We start from the raw sequence: 15,075 nt of genomic DNA, 5'->3' as shown, positions 1-15,075 counted from the left end.
AAAGAGGACATTTTGATTAGTAAATACCCCGGGACATTTTGATTAATAATTTGCATTTTTAATTCACTTTTTTAAAAAATGTAGTATAATTTAAAAGTAAATTTAGACATTGAAACATAAGGTTGCGATACTCCGAAATTAGTTGTTAGCAGAGTAACGGTTTTTATGTGGAGTCTAGTTCATCAAAAAAAGAACAGAAAGGACAACAATTTTAATGGAAAATAAGTTAAAAATTAAATTAAAAGCATTTGATCATAAAATAGTTGATAATGCATCACTTAAATTAGTAAATTTATTAAAAGAATTAAAAGTAGATTTTAGTGGTCCAGTGCCATTACCTACAAAAAGAGAAGTATTTACTATTTTACGTTCAGTTCATGTTAATAAAACATCACGTGAACAATTTGAAAGTAGAACACATCAAAGATTAATTGTTTTAAACAAATTTTCAAAAGAAGTATTAGACAAAATTAAGAGAGTTGAATTACCAGTAGGTGCTCAAATACTTATAGATACTAAATAAATAAAATAAGGAGGATCCAAGATGAAAGGAATCTTAGGAAAAAAAGTTGGAATGACTCAACTATATGCTGATTCAGGTATTTTATTACCAGTAACAGTTATTGAAGTTAAACCAAATGTTGTAACACAAGTTTTTTCAAAAGAAAAAGATGGCTACAATGCATTACAATTAGGTTTAGAAGACAAGAAAGTTTCTAGACAAAACAAACCAGAACAAGGTCATTTTAAAAAATCTAACACAGCACCTAAGCGCTTCGTAAAAGAAATTAGAGAAATGGTTGGATTTGAACTTGGACAATCAGTTGATTTATCTATTTTTTCAGTAGGTGAATTAATTGATGTTACAGGAACATCAAAAGGAAAAGGATTTGCTGGAACAATTAAAAGACATAACCAAGCAATCGGACCTAAATCACATGGTGGTGGGGGTGGATCACAACCATTAAGACAAACAGGATCTTTAGGAGATATTTCAGGAAACAAAGTTGTTAAAGGTATGACAATGCCTGGACAATTAGGAAATGTAAAAAGAACAGTTCAAAATCTTGAAATCTTAAGCATTGATTTAGAAAATAATTTAATTATAGTTAAAGGTTCAGTTCCTGGACCTAAAAAATCATTTGTTATTCTAAAAGAAGCTGTTAAACAATTACCTTCTAAAACACCTGTGCAATTAGTTAACCTAAAAGAGGCTTTAGAAAAAAATCATTTATTTGAATTAGCTAAAAAATATAATGTAGAACTACATATGGAAATGTCAGTAAAAGAAATGAAAGAATTATTAAAAGCAGCTGAAGATAAAGCAGAAGGAGATAAATAATGGAAAAGGTTGTTAAAAAAACATCAACAACTTCTAAAAAAGAAACATCGACAAAAAAACCTGTTTCTAAAACAACTAAAAAAGTAGAAGTTAAAACATCAAAAAAAGTTGATACTCCATTAGTAAGAAAAGAAGTTAAATTACCAAAAGAAGTTTTTGGAATTGAAACATTTAATCAACAAGCTGTATTTGATTCAATTATTGCTGAAAGAGCTTCAAGAAGACAAGGAACACATAAAGTAAAAAATAGAGCTGAAGTAAGTGGTACTGGTAAAAAACCTTGAAGACAAAAAGGTACAGGTAGAGCAAGAGCTGGTTCTATGAGATCACCAATTTGAGTAGGTGGTGGAAGAGCTTTTGGACCTACAGTGGAAAGAAATTATAATTTAAAAGTTAATAAAAAAGTTAGACAATTAGCTTTATTAAGTTCTTTATCACAATTAGCTAAAAACAAACAAGTTATTGTGGAAAATATAAAAGTAGAAAAATATTCAACAAAAGAAATTGTTTCTAAACTAAAAGATTTACAAGTAGAAAAATTAAGAAATATTTTAGTAGTTTCAAATGATGAAAAAGTTTATATTTCTGCAAGAAATCTTCAAAATGTAAAAGTGACAAAAGTTACTTCATTATTAATTGAAGACTTAGTAAAAGCAGATATATTGATTTTAAGTCAAGATGATATTAAATATTTAGAAGGGTTGGTTAAATAATGAATATTAATGAAATAATCAAATACCCAATTTTAACTGAAAAAAGTTATTTACAAATGAGTTCAGGAACATATGTTTTTGCTGTTGATAGAAGAACTAACAGGAGTGAAGTTAAAAAAGCAGTTGAATATATTTTTAATGTTAAAGTAGAAAAAGTAAATATTTTTAATGTTCCAAAAAAACCTGCAAAATTAGGTAGATATCAAGGATTTACAAATTCTTTCAAAAAAGCTATTGTTACTTTGGTTGAAGGGCACACAATTGCTGTTCTAAATGAAGATTTAGAGTCACCAACACCAGAAGAACAAACAAATGTAGTGGAAGAAACTAAAAAAGAAACAAAAGTTTCTAAATCAGCATCAGAAGTTGATAAAAAAGTTGCAGAAAAAATAGCAGCTAAAAAAAATAAAGAAAAAAAATAATTCATAGAACTTTAAAGAAAAAAATATTTTAAAGTTATTAATAAAATAAGGAGAGAAAATGGCGATTAAACATTATAAACCAACTTCAAATGGTCGTCGTGGTATGTCTACCCTTGATTACAAGCAAAATTTATCAGGACACGAACCTGAAAAAAGCTTATTAGTTACATTACCTAAAAAATCAGGTAGAAACAATCAAGGAAAAATAACTACACGTCACAAAGGTGGAAGAAATAAAAGAAAATATCGTATTATTGATTTCAAAAGAAATAAAGATAATATTTTTGGAACAATTAAATCTATTGAATACGATCCAAATAGATCAGCTAATATTTCTTTAGTTGTTTATGCAGATGGTGAAAAACGTTATATTTTATCACCTAAAGATATTAAGGTTGGACAAAAAGTTATTTCAGGTGAACAAGTTGATATTTTAGTAGGTAACTCATTACCTTTATCAAATATTCCTGAAGGTACAGTTGTTCATAACATCGAAATGCAACCTGGAGGTGGAGGAATTATCGCTCGTTCAGCTGGGTCTTCTGCACAAATCCAAGGAAAAGATGAAGATGGAAAATACGTAGTTTTAAGACTAAAATCAGGTGAATATAGAAGAATTTTAGCAAAATGTAGAGCAACCATTGGAGTTGTAGGTAATGAAGAACATTCATTAGTTAACATTGGTAAAGCAGGAAGAAATAGACATTTAGGTATTAGACCTACTGTTCGTGGATCTGTAATGAACCCAATTGATCACCCACATGGAGGGGGAGAAGGGAAACAACCTATTGGTAGAAAATCTCCATTAACTCCATGAGGTAAAAAAGCTCTTGGTGTTAAAACAAGAAATAATAAGAAATCTTCAACAAAATTAATTATAAGAAGAAGAAAGGAAAGTAAATAATGGCTAGATCACTTAAAAAAGGTCCATTCGCTGATACATCTTTATTAAAAAAAGTTGAATTAATGAATGAACAAAAAAATAAAAAACCAATTAAAACATGATCTAGAAGATCAACAATCTTTCCTCAATTTGTAGGACTAACATTCCAAGTTCATAATGGAAAAATATTTAATGATGTTTTTGTAACAGATGATATGGTAGGACATAAATTAGGAGAATTTTCTCCAACAAGAACCTATACAGGTCATGGTGCTGATAAAGGGAAGAAAAAATAATGCAAAAAGCAATAGCAAGTGTTAAAATGCAAAGAGTATCTGCTCAAAAAGCTCGTTTAGTAGCAGATTTATTCCGTTATAAAAATACAACAGAAGCACTATCAATCCTACATAACACAAATAAAAAAGCATCAAAATTATTTATTAAATTATTAAATTCAGCAATTGCTAATGCAATTAATAACTTTGGTATGGATGGTGATAATTTATTTGTAAGTTCAGTTCAAGTTAATGAAGGACCTACATACAAAAGATTTCAACCAAGATCTAAAGGAACAGCATATTCAATTTTAAAAAGAACATCACATTTATCAATAACAGTAGAGGAAAGAAAGTAGGAAAATTTTATGGGACAAAAAGTTAATCCAAATGGTTTTAGATACGGTATTACTAAAAAACATAATGTAAATTGATTTGCTGATAAAGCTAATTTTGCTACTTACTTATTAGAAGATGTAAAAATTAGAGAATATGTTGAAAAATTTGTTAGAGATTATCAAATAGGACAAGTTGAAATTAGAAGAGATCAAAACAATAAAGTTACTTTAACAATTCATACAGCTAAACCTGGTGTAGTATTAGGTCAAGGTGGAGAAAATGTTAAAAAAATGACAACAGATATTCAAAAATTTGTTAAAAATAAAAAATTAAATTTATCAATTGATGTTGTTGAAATTCAAAAACCGGAATTAAACGCAAGATTAGTAGCTGAACAAATAGCTATTAAATTAGAAAACAGAGGATCATTTAGAGTAGCTCAAAAATTTGGAATTAAAGTTGCTTTAAAAGCAGGAGCTAAAGGAATTAAAACTCAAGTTTCTGGTAGATTAAACGGTGTGGAAATGGCTCGTGCAGAAGGATATTCTGAAGGAGAAATGAAATTACACACTTTAAGACAAAATGTTGATTATGCTCAAGCAACAGCTCATACAACTTATGGTGCTTTAGGAGTGAAAGTATGAATTTCTTTAGGAGAGGTTAAAGAGGGTGATAAATAATGTTACAACCAAAAAGAACCAAATATAGAAGAAATTTTAGAATTTCACACGATAAAAGAGAAGCACATAAAGGAAATAAAGTTTCATTTGGAGAGTTTGGTTTACAAGCAACAACTTCTGCTTGAGTAACAGCTAGACAAATTGAATCTGCAAGGATTGCTATCACAAGAAGAATGGGTCGTGAAGGAGATGTTCATATTAGAATTTTCCCTCACTTATCATTAACTTCTAAACCTATCGGAGTACGTATGGGATCTGGTAAAGGTTCTCCTGAAAAGTGAGTAGCAGTTGTAAAAGTTAATACAATGATGTTTGAAGTTTCAGGAGTAAAAGAAGAAATAGCTAGAGATGCTTTAAGACTTGGTGGACATAAATTACCAGTAAAATGAAAAATAGTTAAAGCAAATGAAGAAGGGGATGAATAATGGAATTTAAAGAATTAAAAAACAAATCTCTTTCAGAACTAAAACAATTAGTAGTTGAACACAAAGCTGAGTTATTTTCTTTAAGATTTAAAAATGCTACATCACGTTTAGATAAAACTCATCAAATCAAAGAAATTAGAAAAAATATTGCCAGAGTTTTAACAGCTATACAACAAAAAGAAAACAATGATAAAGGTGGAAAATAATGGAAAGAAAAAATACAAAGAAAACATTAATTGGTACTGTTGTTTCTGATAAGAATCAAAAAACAATTATTGTTGCAGTAGATTCTTATGTTAAACACCCTTTATATGGAAAAAGATTTAAAGTTACTAAGAAATTTGCAACTCACGATGAAAAAGAAGAAGCTTCTTTAGGAGATATTGTTAAAATCAGTGAAACAAGACCTTTTTCAAAAACTAAAACATTTAGATTAGTTGAAATTCGTGAAAAAGCAAAAGAAGGAGCTAAATAATGGTTCAAGAACTCTCAAGATTAGTTGTTGCAGATAACTCAGGTGCAAAAGAAGTGGGTTTAATTAGAAACTTAGGTGGTTCAGTTAAAAAAACTTCAAATATTGGTGATGTGATAGTTTGTTCAGTTAAAAAAGCTCTTCCAAACGGAATTGTAAAAGAAGGACAAGTTGTGAAAGCAGTTATTGTTCGTTCAACTTATGGAATCAAAAGAAAAAATGGTTCACATATAAAATTTGATGACAATGCAGTTGTTATTATTAAAGAAGATGGTTCTCCAAGAGGAACACGTGTTTTTGGTCCAATAGCTAGAGAAATAAGAGACAAAGGATATTCCAAAATTGTTTCACTTGCACCAGAGGTTTTATAGAAAGGAATAATTATTGATATGAAAATTAGAAAAAATGATGAAGTAATAGTTATTTCAGGATCACATAAAGGAAAAATTGGTCAAGTTTTAGAAGTTTATCCAAAAACACAAGAAGTTAAAATTAAAGATATTAATAAAAAAACTAAACACCACAAACCATCACAATCAAGAAGTGAAGGTTCAATTGAGGTTGTTGAATTCCCATTACACGTTTCAAAAGTATCTTTATTAGTTAAAAAAGCTACTAAAGATAAACCAGCTCAATATTCAAAAATAGGTTACAAAATGGTAAATAATAAAAAAGTGCGTTTTGTTAAAAAAACAGGGAAAACAATTTAGTTAGAAAGGTAATTTTATAAAGATGACATTAAAAGAAAAATACGAAAAACAAGTTAAAAAGAATTTACAAGAAAAATTTGCTTATACATCTGTAATGCAATTACCTAAAATTGAAAAAATTGTTTTAAATATGACAGCTGGAAAAGAAGTAACTAATTCTAAAGCTATAGAAGAAGTTATGAATGAAATGGCATTAATTTCAGGGCAAAAACCTTATCAAACAGTTGCTAAAAAATCATTAGCTTCATGAAAATTACGTGAAGGAATGCCAATGGGAGCAAAAGTTACATTAAGAAGAGAAAGAATGTGAGAATTCTTAGATAAATTAATTAATGTAGCAATTCCAAGAATTAGAGACTTTAGAGGTGTAAATCCTAAAGCTTTTGATGGAAGAGGAAATTATTCATTAGGAATTAAAGAAGAAATTATTTTTCCAGAAATTAGTTTCGATAAAATTAGAAAAATTAAGGGATTGGATGTAATTATTGTTACAACAGCAAATACAGATAAAGAAGCAAAATTTTTATTAGAACAATTAGGAATGCCTTTTGGTAAGGCAGAAAAATAGGAGTAAAATGGCAAAAACATCATTAAAAGCAAAAGCTAAAAAACATAAAAAATTCAAAGTTAGAGAATATACAAGATGTGAATTATGTGGTCGTCCACATGCTGTTTTAAGAAAATTTAAAATCTGTCGTATTTGTTTTAGAAAATTAGCACATGAAGGAAAAATTCCTGGTATTAAGAAAGCGAGTTGATAATTATGGCTATAATTACAGATCCAATTGCAGATATGATTGTAAGAATCAAAAATGCATTTATGAGAAAACACAAATTTGTTGAAATCCCACATTCTAATAAAAAACACAAAATTTTAGAAATCTTCAAAAAAGAAGGTTATATTCAAAATTTTGAAACTCAAGGAGAAGGTGTAGAAAAAAAACTTGTTGTAGAATTAAAATATAAAGGTACAACAAGTGCTATTACCGGAATTAAAAGAGTTTCAAAACCAGGATTAAAAGTTTATTCATCTGTTGGAGATTTACCAAAAGTACTTTCAGGATATGGAACAGTTATTGTTTCTACATCTAAAGGTTTATTAACTGATAAAGAAGCTAGAAAGGAAAATGTTGGTGGTGAAATTATCGCCTTCATTTGATAATTTATGTCTAGAGTAGGAAAAAGAGTTTTATTAGTTCCAGAAGGAACAGAAGTATTAGTTAATAATAATTTAGTTACTGTTAAAGGTAAATTAGGACAATTAAAAAGAGAATTTTCTAATTTAATCAAAATTAAAGTAGAAAATAATCAAGTTACAACAGAAAGATTAAACGAAGAAAAACATACAAAGCAATTACACGGTACAACTAATTCCTTACTTGCAGGAATGATTAAAGGTGTAACCTCTGGTTTTTCAAAAGAAATAGAAATTAAGGGTGTTGGTTACAAAGCTACATTAAAAGGTAACCAAATTGAAATTTTAGCAGGATATTCACACCCTGTATTAATAGATGTTCCAAATACTTTAAAAGTAGAAGTTCCAAAACCAGTTTCCATAATTGTTTCTGGTATTGATAAACAACAAGTTGGACAATTAGCTGCTGTTATTAGAAGTGTTAGAAAACCTAATCCTTATTCAGGAAAAGGTATTATGTATAAAAATGAAAACATTAGACGTAAAGAAGGGAAAAAAGCTTCTAAATAATTTTAGAATAGAAGCGAGGTATTATCAATGGCTCAATTATCAAGAAATAAAGCTAGAATTAAAAAACATCATAGAATTAAATCTAAATTAGTTTTAGGTACAGCAACCAAACCACGTTTATCAGTTTTCAAATCACTAACAAACTTTTATGCACAATTAATAGATGATACTAAAGGAGTAACAATAGCATCTGTTTCAACTTTAAAACATAAAGAATATAGCGGAAATATTAAAGTAGCTGAAATACTTGGAAAATTAATGGGACAAAAAATTAAAGAATTAAAAATTGAATCAATTGTATTTGATCGTTCAGGTTATATTTATCATGGAAGAGTAAAAGCATTTGCAGAAGCAGTTAGAAATGAAGGAGTTAAATTTTAATAATGGAAAATAAAGAAATTAAAAAAGAAGTTGTTAAAAAAGCAACTCCAACTAAAAAAATAGAATCTTCAAGAGAACCAAAAAAACACTTCCATTCTAAAGACAAAGATTCAAAAACATCTAATAATAATCGTAAATTCTCAAGACCAAAAAAAGAATTTAACAAACAACCTTTCCAAAATGAATTCGAAGAAAAAGTAATTGATGTTGCAAGGGTAACTACTGTTGTTAAAGGAGGAAGAAGATTTTCTTTCTCAGCATATGTAGTGGTTGGTAATAAAAAAGGAAAAGTTGGTTTTGGTCACGGAAAAGCTAATGAAGTGCAAGATGCTATTAAAAAAGCAGTTAAAGATGCACAAAACAATTTAATAACTGTTCCAGTGGTAGAAGAAGCTGCAACAGTACCACATGAAATTAAACAAAAATTCTTAGCATCTAAAGTACTATTAAAACCAGCTCCAAAAGGAAAAGGAATTATAGCATCTGGTACAGTTCGTGCAGTTGTAGAATTAGCAGGATATTCAAACATTTATACTAAAACTTATGGTTCAAGAACAAAAGCTAATATCGTTAGAGCAACAATCATTGCTTTACAAAATCTTAGAACAGTAGAAAAAATTGCTGAATTAAGAGATATTAAAGTAGAAGATTTGTTAAGCAATAAATAGTCCAGGAGGAAAAATGTCATATAAATTACATACATTACAATACACTGAAGGTTCAAGAAAAGAAAAACACCGTAAAGGTCGTGGACATGCAGCTGGTAAAGGAAAACAAGCTGGTAGAGGACAATCAGGACAAACAAAACGTGGAACTGTAAGACCTGGATTTGAAGGAGGACAAAACCCTCTCTTCAGACGTTTACCAAAAATCGGTTTTAACAATGTTAATAAAGTTGAATATCAAGTTATATCATTAGAAAAATTAGATGCTACATTTAAAGATGGTGACAAAGTAACATTAGAAATGTTATTTGAAACTAGATTAGCAAGAAGAAAAACAATGCCTGTAAAATTATTATCTTCAGGTACATTAACTAAAAAAATATTTATAGAAGTTAATGCCGTTTCAAACTCAGCAAAAGAAGCGGTAGAAAAATTAGGTGGAAAAGTAGAATTGGTTTAAGATGTTTTATAGATTAAAAAAAGTATTAAACTGGATAGGATTAATCTTTTCAAAAATCTATTTAAATATAAAACATAAAATTCAAACATTTTCCAAAGAAAAAATCTTAACTAAAAAAATATTATTTTCTATATGAATTTTAGCTATTTTTGTTATAGCAGGTACAATCACATTACCTGGTGTATCTATAAATAAAAATGCTTCTTTAGATTCTAATTCATTTTTAGGAATAATTAATATTGTAGGTGGTGGAGGGTTAACTAACTTTTCAATAGTAGCCTTAGGAATAGGACCATTCATAACAGCATCTTTGATTATGATGGTCGCTCAAACTAAATTATTTCCACCAGTTCATAGGTTAAGTCAATCAGGACCGCTAGGTAGACGTAAAATAAATATTATTACAAGACTTTTAACTATTTTTATAGCTATAGCTCAATCAATTTTCTTAATTAGAACATTGTTTGATGCCAATTTAGGAGCACAAAGTTTTGTATATTTAAGCAACAATGCAGCTTATTATAAATACTTTATTTTACCTTGTATACTTATTAGCGGTTCTTTGTTTTCTTTATTTTTAGGAGAACAAATTACTGAAAAAGGAGTTGGTAATGGGACTTCACTTTTAATTTTTACAGGAATCGCAACACGTTTACCAAGTAAATTAAAAGGAGCCTTTAATTACTTTATTTCAGGATCTAATTCAGACTCTTTGATTAGTAATATAATTTTCTTTGGAGTTTATATTATTGGTTTTTTAGTTTTAATTTTTATAGTTGCATATGTTTATACTGCAGAAAGAAAAATACCTATTCAACAAACAGGATCTGGAATGACTAAAAATGTTAAAGATATTTCAGTATTACCAATTAAAGTAAATCCAGCAGGTGTTATGCCAATCATTTTTTCTTTAATTGTTTTATCTTTACCAACTTTAATAGTAGGACTTCTTGATCCATACACTTCATCTACAAGATATTTTGTAGAAAGAAGTTTAAGATTAACTGATCCAATTGGATTTAGTCTATTTGTAGTTATTACCTTTTTATTTGCAATTGGTATGGGATTACAACAGTCTAGAGTGGATAAAATTTCAGAAGATTTTGGAAAAAATTCAACCTTTATTCCTGGAATAAGACCAGGAGAACAAACAGAAGATTATTTAATTTCTGTTGTTTTAAGACTTTCTATTTTCTCTGCATTTTATCTTGTAGCAATTGGTTCTTTAGAACCTATTATGCAAATGTTTGGAATGCCACGGAGCATTACATTTGGTGGAACTTCTATTATTATTTTAATAACCACAGCATTAGAAACAATAGGTCAAATTAAAGCAAGAAGACAATCAGAAAAAATTTCACAAAAAAGAAGAAAAATTAGTAAATCATTTACTAAACAAAATAAAAATAACGGAGATTTATTATGATAAAAAACATAATTTTTTTAGGTGCACCAGGAGTTGGAAAAGGAACTGTTGCATCATTACTTGCAAAAGAAATTGATTTTATTCATTTATCAACAGGAGAAATTTTTAGAACCGCAATTAGAAACCAAACTAAATTAGGTTTGGAATTAAAAAATATTGTTGAAAGTGGTAGATATGTTCCTGACAATATAACTAATGAAATAGTAAAAGAAAAGTTAGAAGAATTAAACAAACAAAACGTTAACTTTATTTTAGATGGTTATCCAAGAACAATTAATCAAGCAGATTTTTTATCAAATTTAAGCACTTCTCAAATAAAAAATGTTATTTTATTACAAGCTCCAAGTGAAGTTATTATTCAAAGACTTTCTAAAAGAAGATATTGCCCTACTTGTTCTGCAACTTATCATCTTGATTTCAAACCTTCTGCAAAGCAATTACTTTGCGAAAATGACGATACAGTTTTATTACAAAGAAAAGATGATGAAGAAGAAGCAATTATTCGTAGATTAGAAGTTTATAATAATGAAACTAAAGTATTAATAGATTATTATAAAGACAAAAATATGTTAATCACTATAGATGCAACACAAACTCCAGAATTCATAGTACAAAAAATAGTTAAAGAAATTTTATAAAATGAGCAAATTGATAAAAAAAGATTTTGAAATAGAATTAATAACTAAATCAGCAAATATTCTTTCAGAAGTAAAAAAAATAGTTTATGATGCAATAGAAGAAGGGGTTTCTTTATTGCAACTAGACAAACTTGCTTATGATGAAATTATCAAAAGAAACGCAGAACCAGCTTTTTTAGGTTACCAAAATTTTCCTAACACAATTTGCGCTTCTTTAAATCATGAGTTAATTCACGGAATTCCGGATCAAAGAATTTTAAAAACAGGGGATTTAATTTCTATAGATTTAGGAGTTAAATATAAAGGATACTATTCAGATTCTGCCTTTTCCAAATCAGTTGGAAAAGAAAATAATCTTGAAAACGAAAAACTGATTTCTGTTGCAAAAAGAGCAATAGATGCCGGTATAAATGCAATCAAACCTGGAGCAAGGATAGGAGATATTTCTAAAGCAATTTCCAAGGTTATTTTTGAAAACAAAATGTTTACAACAGAGGAATTTTGTGGCCACGGAATTGGAAAAAAACTTCATGAAGCACCTAATGTTTACAATTTATATACAGGAGATAAAGGGATTTTGTTAAGAGATAATATGGTAATTTGTATAGAACCTATGATTTTACAAGAAAGTCCGGAAGTTAAAATATTAAGTGATGGTTGAACTGTGGTTCCAAAATATAACCGTAAAAAAACAGTTCACGCGGAAGAAACCATTTTAATTAAAAATGGAAAAGGAATAATTTTAAGTTAATTCAAAGAGTTGGAAAAATTCAAAAATTTAGTATAATTTTTAATGTTAATTATACAAGCCTGGCATAAGGTAATGTCGAAATAAGTCCAGGTATTTCTTTAAAGGGCACAATTACTTTTAAAGAAATAAAATAATAATAAATACCAAACATTAATTGTACAAATAAAAAACCAAAAGAGGTATTTCAATAAATGGCAAAAGATGCAATCAAAATGACAGGTAAAGTAATTCAAGCACACAATTCTAGTGAGTATGAAATTTTATTAGAAAATAATGCTAAAATTCAAGCTCACATTTCAGGAAAAATGAAAATGTATCACATTAAAATAATTCCTGGAGATAGTGTTGATGTTGAAATTAGTCCTTATGATTGAACAAAAGGAAGAATTGTTTATCGTCATAAATAAAGGAGATTTATGAAAGTAAGAGCATCAGTTAAAAAGATGTGTAAAGACTGTAAAATAATCAAAAGAAATGGAATAAATAGAATCATTTGTATTCTACCAAAACACAAACAAAGACAAGGTTAGGAAAATATGGCTAGAATTTTAAACATAGAAATTCCAAATAATAAGAGAGTTGTTATTTCTCTAACTTATATTTTTGGGATAGGAAAATCAAGAGCTCAAGAAATTTTACAAAAGGCTCAAATAGACGAAAATATTCGTGTAAAAGATTTAAGTGAAGAACAATTATCAAAAATAAGAGATATAGCTTCACAATATACAACAGAAGGTGATTTACGTCGTGAAGTAGCTATTAACATTAAAAGATTAATGGAAATTAAATGTTATAGAGGAATCAGACATAGAAAAGGATTACCAGTTCGTGGTCAAGTAACTCAGAAAAATGCACGTACAAGAAAAGGACCAAGAAAAACTGTTGCTGGAAAGAAAGGTAAATAAGATATGGCTAGAAAAGTTAAAAGAAAAAATATTACTAGCGGAATCGCTCACATTCACTCAACTCACCAAAACACAATTGTAACTTTTTCAGATGAAAAAGGTAATGTAATTGCATGATCTTCATCTGGTGCTATTGGATATAAAGGGACAAAAAAGAAAACTCCATATGCAGCAGGATTAGCAGCAGCAGCAGCATCTGAAGCAGCTAAAGAACATGGAATTAAAGAAGTTAAAGTTGAAATTAAAGGTTTAGGACCAGGAAAAGATGCAGCAAGAAAACAAATTGAAGTTTCAGGTATTACTGTTACTGAAATTAAAGATGTTACACCTATTCCACATAACGGAACAAGACCTCCAAGAAAAGTAATCAAAAGAGAAACAAAAAGATAGGAGTTGTTAAGTTATGCAAAAAATGGCAAAAGTAAATTACAAAGAAGAAAAAGAAAATAAACATTCAGATTATTTCACTTCTTTTGTTTTAGAACCTTTAGAAAGAGGATTTGCTAACACTTTAGGTACAGCTTTAAGAAGAACAATATTATCTTCAGTTTCTTCAGTTGCTCCATTTGCAATTAGAATTGAAAAAGTAGATCACGAATTTCAAGCAATCGACAACGTAGAAGAAGATGTAGTTACTTTATTAAATAATTTAAAGAAAGTAAAGTTTATTTATAATAAAGAAGTTTTTATTGATAAAAAACCTGTAAGAGTTTCATTTAATTATGATAAATTTACTGAAAAAAATATTTTTGCAAAAGATATTCAACTACCAGCAGGAGTAACTATTGTAAACCCTGATCAACAAATCGCAACTCTTTCTAAAGCAAACGCTTTAAAATTCGAAATGTTTTTATTATCAGGAAGAGGATTTGTTTCTTTTGAAGACAACAAAAAAAATATTTTAGAATATGGTTCTGAATTAGAATCAAATTTAAAATCAGGAACCATTTTAGCAGTTGATTCAGATTTTTCACCTGTTACAAATGTTCAATATAAATTTAGTGAACTTAACTCAGCTTCTAACATTATTCAAGAAAAACTAGAATTTAATGTTAAAACAGATGGAACAGTAGAAGCAAAAGAGGTTATTGCTCAAGCTGCAAAAATTTTAATTGCACATTTGAAAATAGTTTCAAATACTGAAAATTTAGAAATTAATGAAAAAGACTATTTTGAAGAAGAAAAAGTTAAAGAAGAAACTCCTAAAGATAAATCAATTGATATTAATGATTTAAGTTTAACAGTAAGATCATTAAATGCTTTAAGACGTGCAGGATTTAGAACTGTAGCAGACTTAGAAAAAATTGATGAAGAAGAATTAAATAATGTTAAAAATTTAGGTAAAAAATCCGTTCAAGAAATTATTGAAAAATTAGCTGAACGCGGTATTTCACTTAAGAAAGGAGACTAAAAATGGCTAATCCAACACAATTATTTAGAAGAAATTCAACTTGAAGAAAACACGTTTTACGTTCTTTATCTACAGATGTTATTGTTCACGGAAGAATCACAACAACAGAAGCAAGAGCTAAAGAATTAAGAAAACACGTTGAGAGATTAATTACAAAAGCAAAAACTAATACACTTGCTTCTCGTCGTTTAGCAGCTGCATTTTTAAGAGATGTAAAAACCAGTGATGGTAAATCAGCATTATCATATTTATTCGATGTAGTAGGACCAAAATATAAAAGTCGTAATGGTGGTTATACAAGAATAATTAAATTGCCTGCAAGACAAGGTGATAATTCTAAAATGGCTATTATCGAATTAGTTTAAAATATGAAAATAACCGTTTTTGGTTATTTTTTTTATAAAAGATTTGGTTTTATGTAAATTATTAATCAAAATGTCCTTTTTTTAGCGATATGAAAATAATAATTATT

28 protein-coding genes and 1 pseudogene are annotated in these 15,075 nt (G+C 28.3%); all 29 read left to right on the top strand.

Annotation, left to right across the window (positions count from 1 at the left end; all coding sequences use genetic code 4):
- The first annotated feature begins 214 nt into the window (after positions 1-214).
- The 29 genes and pseudogenes from rpsJ (at position 215) to rplQ (ending at position 14,968) form a co-directional block, all read left to right on the top strand.
- Positions 215-523 (top strand): 30S ribosomal protein S10, encoded by a 309-nt coding sequence (gene rpsJ / locus ACXX86_RS03610; protein WP_436358809.1) that lies wholly within the window; start codon positions 215-217, stop codon positions 521-523.
- A gap of 21 nt (positions 524-544) precedes the next feature.
- Positions 545-1,222 (top strand): annotated as a pseudogene (rplC, locus tag ACXX86_RS03605) (50S ribosomal protein L3); the annotation flags it as partial.
- A gap of 119 nt (positions 1,223-1,341) precedes the next feature.
- Complete coding sequence (gene rplD / locus ACXX86_RS03600; protein WP_458561151.1) at positions 1,342-2,055, top strand: 50S ribosomal protein L4; 714 nt, start codon at positions 1,342-1,344, stop codon at positions 2,053-2,055.
- A complete protein-coding gene (gene rplW / locus ACXX86_RS03595; protein ID WP_436358811.1) occupies positions 2,055-2,477 on the top strand; it encodes a 50S ribosomal protein L23 in 423 nt (140 codons plus the stop codon). The genes rplD and rplW overlap by 1 nt, the downstream gene beginning before the upstream one ends.
- Before the next feature lie 58 nt (positions 2,478-2,535).
- Positions 2,536-3,381, top strand: coding sequence for a 50S ribosomal protein L2 (gene rplB, locus ACXX86_RS03590; RefSeq protein WP_436358812.1), 846 nt, complete (start codon positions 2,536-2,538; stop codon positions 3,379-3,381).
- Complete coding sequence (gene rpsS / locus ACXX86_RS03585; RefSeq protein ID WP_458557631.1) at positions 3,381-3,656, top strand: 30S ribosomal protein S19; 276 nt, start codon at positions 3,381-3,383, stop codon at positions 3,654-3,656. Before rplB ends, rpsS begins: the two co-directional genes overlap by 1 nt.
- Positions 3,656-3,994, top strand: a complete 339-nt coding sequence (gene rplV / locus ACXX86_RS03580; protein ID WP_436358814.1) for a 50S ribosomal protein L22 — start codon at positions 3,656-3,658, stop codon at positions 3,992-3,994. The genes rpsS and rplV overlap by 1 nt, the downstream gene beginning before the upstream one ends.
- Positions 3,995-4,003: 9 nt before the next feature.
- On the top strand, positions 4,004-4,654 hold the full coding sequence (rpsC, locus tag ACXX86_RS03575) for a 30S ribosomal protein S3 (RefSeq protein ID WP_436358815.1): 651 nt from the start codon (positions 4,004-4,006) through the stop codon (positions 4,652-4,654).
- The gene (gene rplP, locus ACXX86_RS03570; RefSeq protein ID WP_436358816.1) at positions 4,654-5,079 is read left to right on the top strand and encodes a 50S ribosomal protein L16; all 426 of its coding nucleotides are present in this window, start codon (positions 4,654-4,656) and stop codon (positions 5,077-5,079) included. Before rpsC ends, rplP begins: the two co-directional genes overlap by 1 nt.
- Positions 5,079-5,285, top strand: a complete 207-nt coding sequence (gene rpmC, locus ACXX86_RS03565; protein WP_458561150.1) for a 50S ribosomal protein L29 — start codon at positions 5,079-5,081, stop codon at positions 5,283-5,285. Before rplP ends, rpmC begins: the two co-directional genes overlap by 1 nt.
- Positions 5,285-5,554: a 30S ribosomal protein S17 gene (gene rpsQ, locus ACXX86_RS03560; protein ID WP_436358818.1), complete on the top strand. Its 270-nt coding sequence runs from the start codon at positions 5,285-5,287 to the stop codon at positions 5,552-5,554. The genes rpmC and rpsQ overlap by 1 nt, the downstream gene beginning before the upstream one ends.
- On the top strand, positions 5,554-5,922 hold the full coding sequence (rplN, locus tag ACXX86_RS03555; protein WP_436358819.1) for a 50S ribosomal protein L14: 369 nt from the start codon (positions 5,554-5,556) through the stop codon (positions 5,920-5,922). The genes rpsQ and rplN overlap by 1 nt, the downstream gene beginning before the upstream one ends.
- An 18-nt stretch (positions 5,923-5,940) precedes the next feature.
- Positions 5,941-6,261 (top strand): 50S ribosomal protein L24, encoded by a 321-nt coding sequence (gene rplX, locus ACXX86_RS03550; protein ID WP_436358820.1) that lies wholly within the window; start codon positions 5,941-5,943, stop codon positions 6,259-6,261.
- Between the two features lie 16 nt (positions 6,262-6,277).
- Positions 6,278-6,829 carry a 50S ribosomal protein L5 gene (gene rplE / locus ACXX86_RS03545; RefSeq protein ID WP_458557636.1) on the top strand — a complete coding sequence of 184 codons (552 nt, stop codon included), beginning with the start codon at positions 6,278-6,280 and terminating at the stop codon, positions 6,827-6,829.
- Positions 6,830-6,836: 7 nt separating this feature from the next.
- Positions 6,837-7,022 carry a type Z 30S ribosomal protein S14 gene (locus ACXX86_RS03540; protein ID WP_436358821.1) on the top strand — a complete coding sequence of 62 codons (186 nt, stop codon included), beginning with the start codon at positions 6,837-6,839 and terminating at the stop codon, positions 7,020-7,022.
- A gap of 8 nt (positions 7,023-7,030) precedes the next feature.
- Complete coding sequence (rpsH, locus tag ACXX86_RS03535) at positions 7,031-7,423, top strand: 30S ribosomal protein S8 (protein WP_458557635.1); 393 nt, start codon at positions 7,031-7,033, stop codon at positions 7,421-7,423.
- Between the two features lie 3 nt (positions 7,424-7,426).
- Positions 7,427-7,966: a 50S ribosomal protein L6 gene (gene rplF, locus ACXX86_RS03530; protein WP_436358822.1), complete on the top strand. Its 540-nt coding sequence runs from the start codon at positions 7,427-7,429 to the stop codon at positions 7,964-7,966.
- Positions 7,967-7,993: 27 nt separating this feature from the next.
- Positions 7,994-8,347: a 50S ribosomal protein L18 gene (gene rplR, locus ACXX86_RS03525; protein ID WP_436358823.1), complete on the top strand. Its 354-nt coding sequence runs from the start codon at positions 7,994-7,996 to the stop codon at positions 8,345-8,347.
- 2 nt (positions 8,348-8,349) lie between these two features.
- Positions 8,350-9,015 carry a 30S ribosomal protein S5 gene (rpsE, locus tag ACXX86_RS03520; protein ID WP_436358824.1) on the top strand — a complete coding sequence of 222 codons (666 nt, stop codon included), beginning with the start codon at positions 8,350-8,352 and terminating at the stop codon, positions 9,013-9,015.
- A 13-nt stretch (positions 9,016-9,028) separates the two neighbouring features.
- Positions 9,029-9,472: a 50S ribosomal protein L15 gene (gene rplO, locus ACXX86_RS03515; protein WP_436358825.1), complete on the top strand. Its 444-nt coding sequence runs from the start codon at positions 9,029-9,031 to the stop codon at positions 9,470-9,472.
- 1 nt (position 9,473) lies between these two features.
- A complete protein-coding gene (gene secY, locus ACXX86_RS03510; RefSeq protein WP_436358826.1) occupies positions 9,474-10,901 on the top strand; it encodes a preprotein translocase subunit SecY in 1,428 nt (475 codons plus the stop codon).
- Positions 10,895-11,536, top strand: coding sequence for an adenylate kinase family protein (locus ACXX86_RS03505; RefSeq protein WP_436358827.1), 642 nt, complete (start codon positions 10,895-10,897; stop codon positions 11,534-11,536). The genes secY and ACXX86_RS03505 overlap by 7 nt, the downstream gene beginning before the upstream one ends.
- 1 nt (position 11,537) lies before the next feature.
- Positions 11,538-12,287, top strand: a complete 750-nt coding sequence (gene map, locus ACXX86_RS03500; protein WP_436358828.1) for a type I methionyl aminopeptidase — start codon at positions 11,538-11,540, stop codon at positions 12,285-12,287.
- 191 nt (positions 12,288-12,478) lie between these two features.
- A complete protein-coding gene (gene infA, locus ACXX86_RS03495; protein ID WP_436358829.1) occupies positions 12,479-12,694 on the top strand; it encodes a translation initiation factor IF-1 in 216 nt (71 codons plus the stop codon).
- A gap of 9 nt (positions 12,695-12,703) precedes the next feature.
- Positions 12,704-12,817 (top strand): 50S ribosomal protein L36, encoded by a 114-nt coding sequence (gene rpmJ / locus ACXX86_RS03490; protein ID WP_027123513.1) that lies wholly within the window; start codon positions 12,704-12,706, stop codon positions 12,815-12,817.
- Between the two features lie 6 nt (positions 12,818-12,823).
- The gene (rpsM, locus tag ACXX86_RS03485; RefSeq protein ID WP_436358830.1) at positions 12,824-13,192 is read left to right on the top strand and encodes a 30S ribosomal protein S13; all 369 of its coding nucleotides are present in this window, start codon (positions 12,824-12,826) and stop codon (positions 13,190-13,192) included.
- A gap of 3 nt (positions 13,193-13,195) precedes the next feature.
- Entirely contained in the window at positions 13,196-13,582 is a 387-nt protein-coding gene (gene rpsK, locus ACXX86_RS03480; protein ID WP_436358831.1) for a 30S ribosomal protein S11, read from the top strand.
- 13 nt (positions 13,583-13,595) lie between these two features.
- Positions 13,596-14,603 (top strand): DNA-directed RNA polymerase subunit alpha, encoded by a 1,008-nt coding sequence (locus tag ACXX86_RS03475; RefSeq protein WP_436358832.1) that lies wholly within the window; start codon positions 13,596-13,598, stop codon positions 14,601-14,603.
- A 2-nt stretch (positions 14,604-14,605) separates the two neighbouring features.
- Positions 14,606-14,968, top strand: a complete 363-nt coding sequence (gene rplQ / locus ACXX86_RS03470; protein WP_436358833.1) for a 50S ribosomal protein L17 — start codon at positions 14,606-14,608, stop codon at positions 14,966-14,968.
- The last annotated feature ends 107 nt before the right edge of the window (positions 14,969-15,075 follow it).

The sequence above is a fragment of the Mycoplasma sp. CB776 genome (assembly GCF_054343395.1).
Note: the sequence above shows the minus strand (reverse complement) of the source record. Positions and strands in the feature narration are given on the sequence as shown.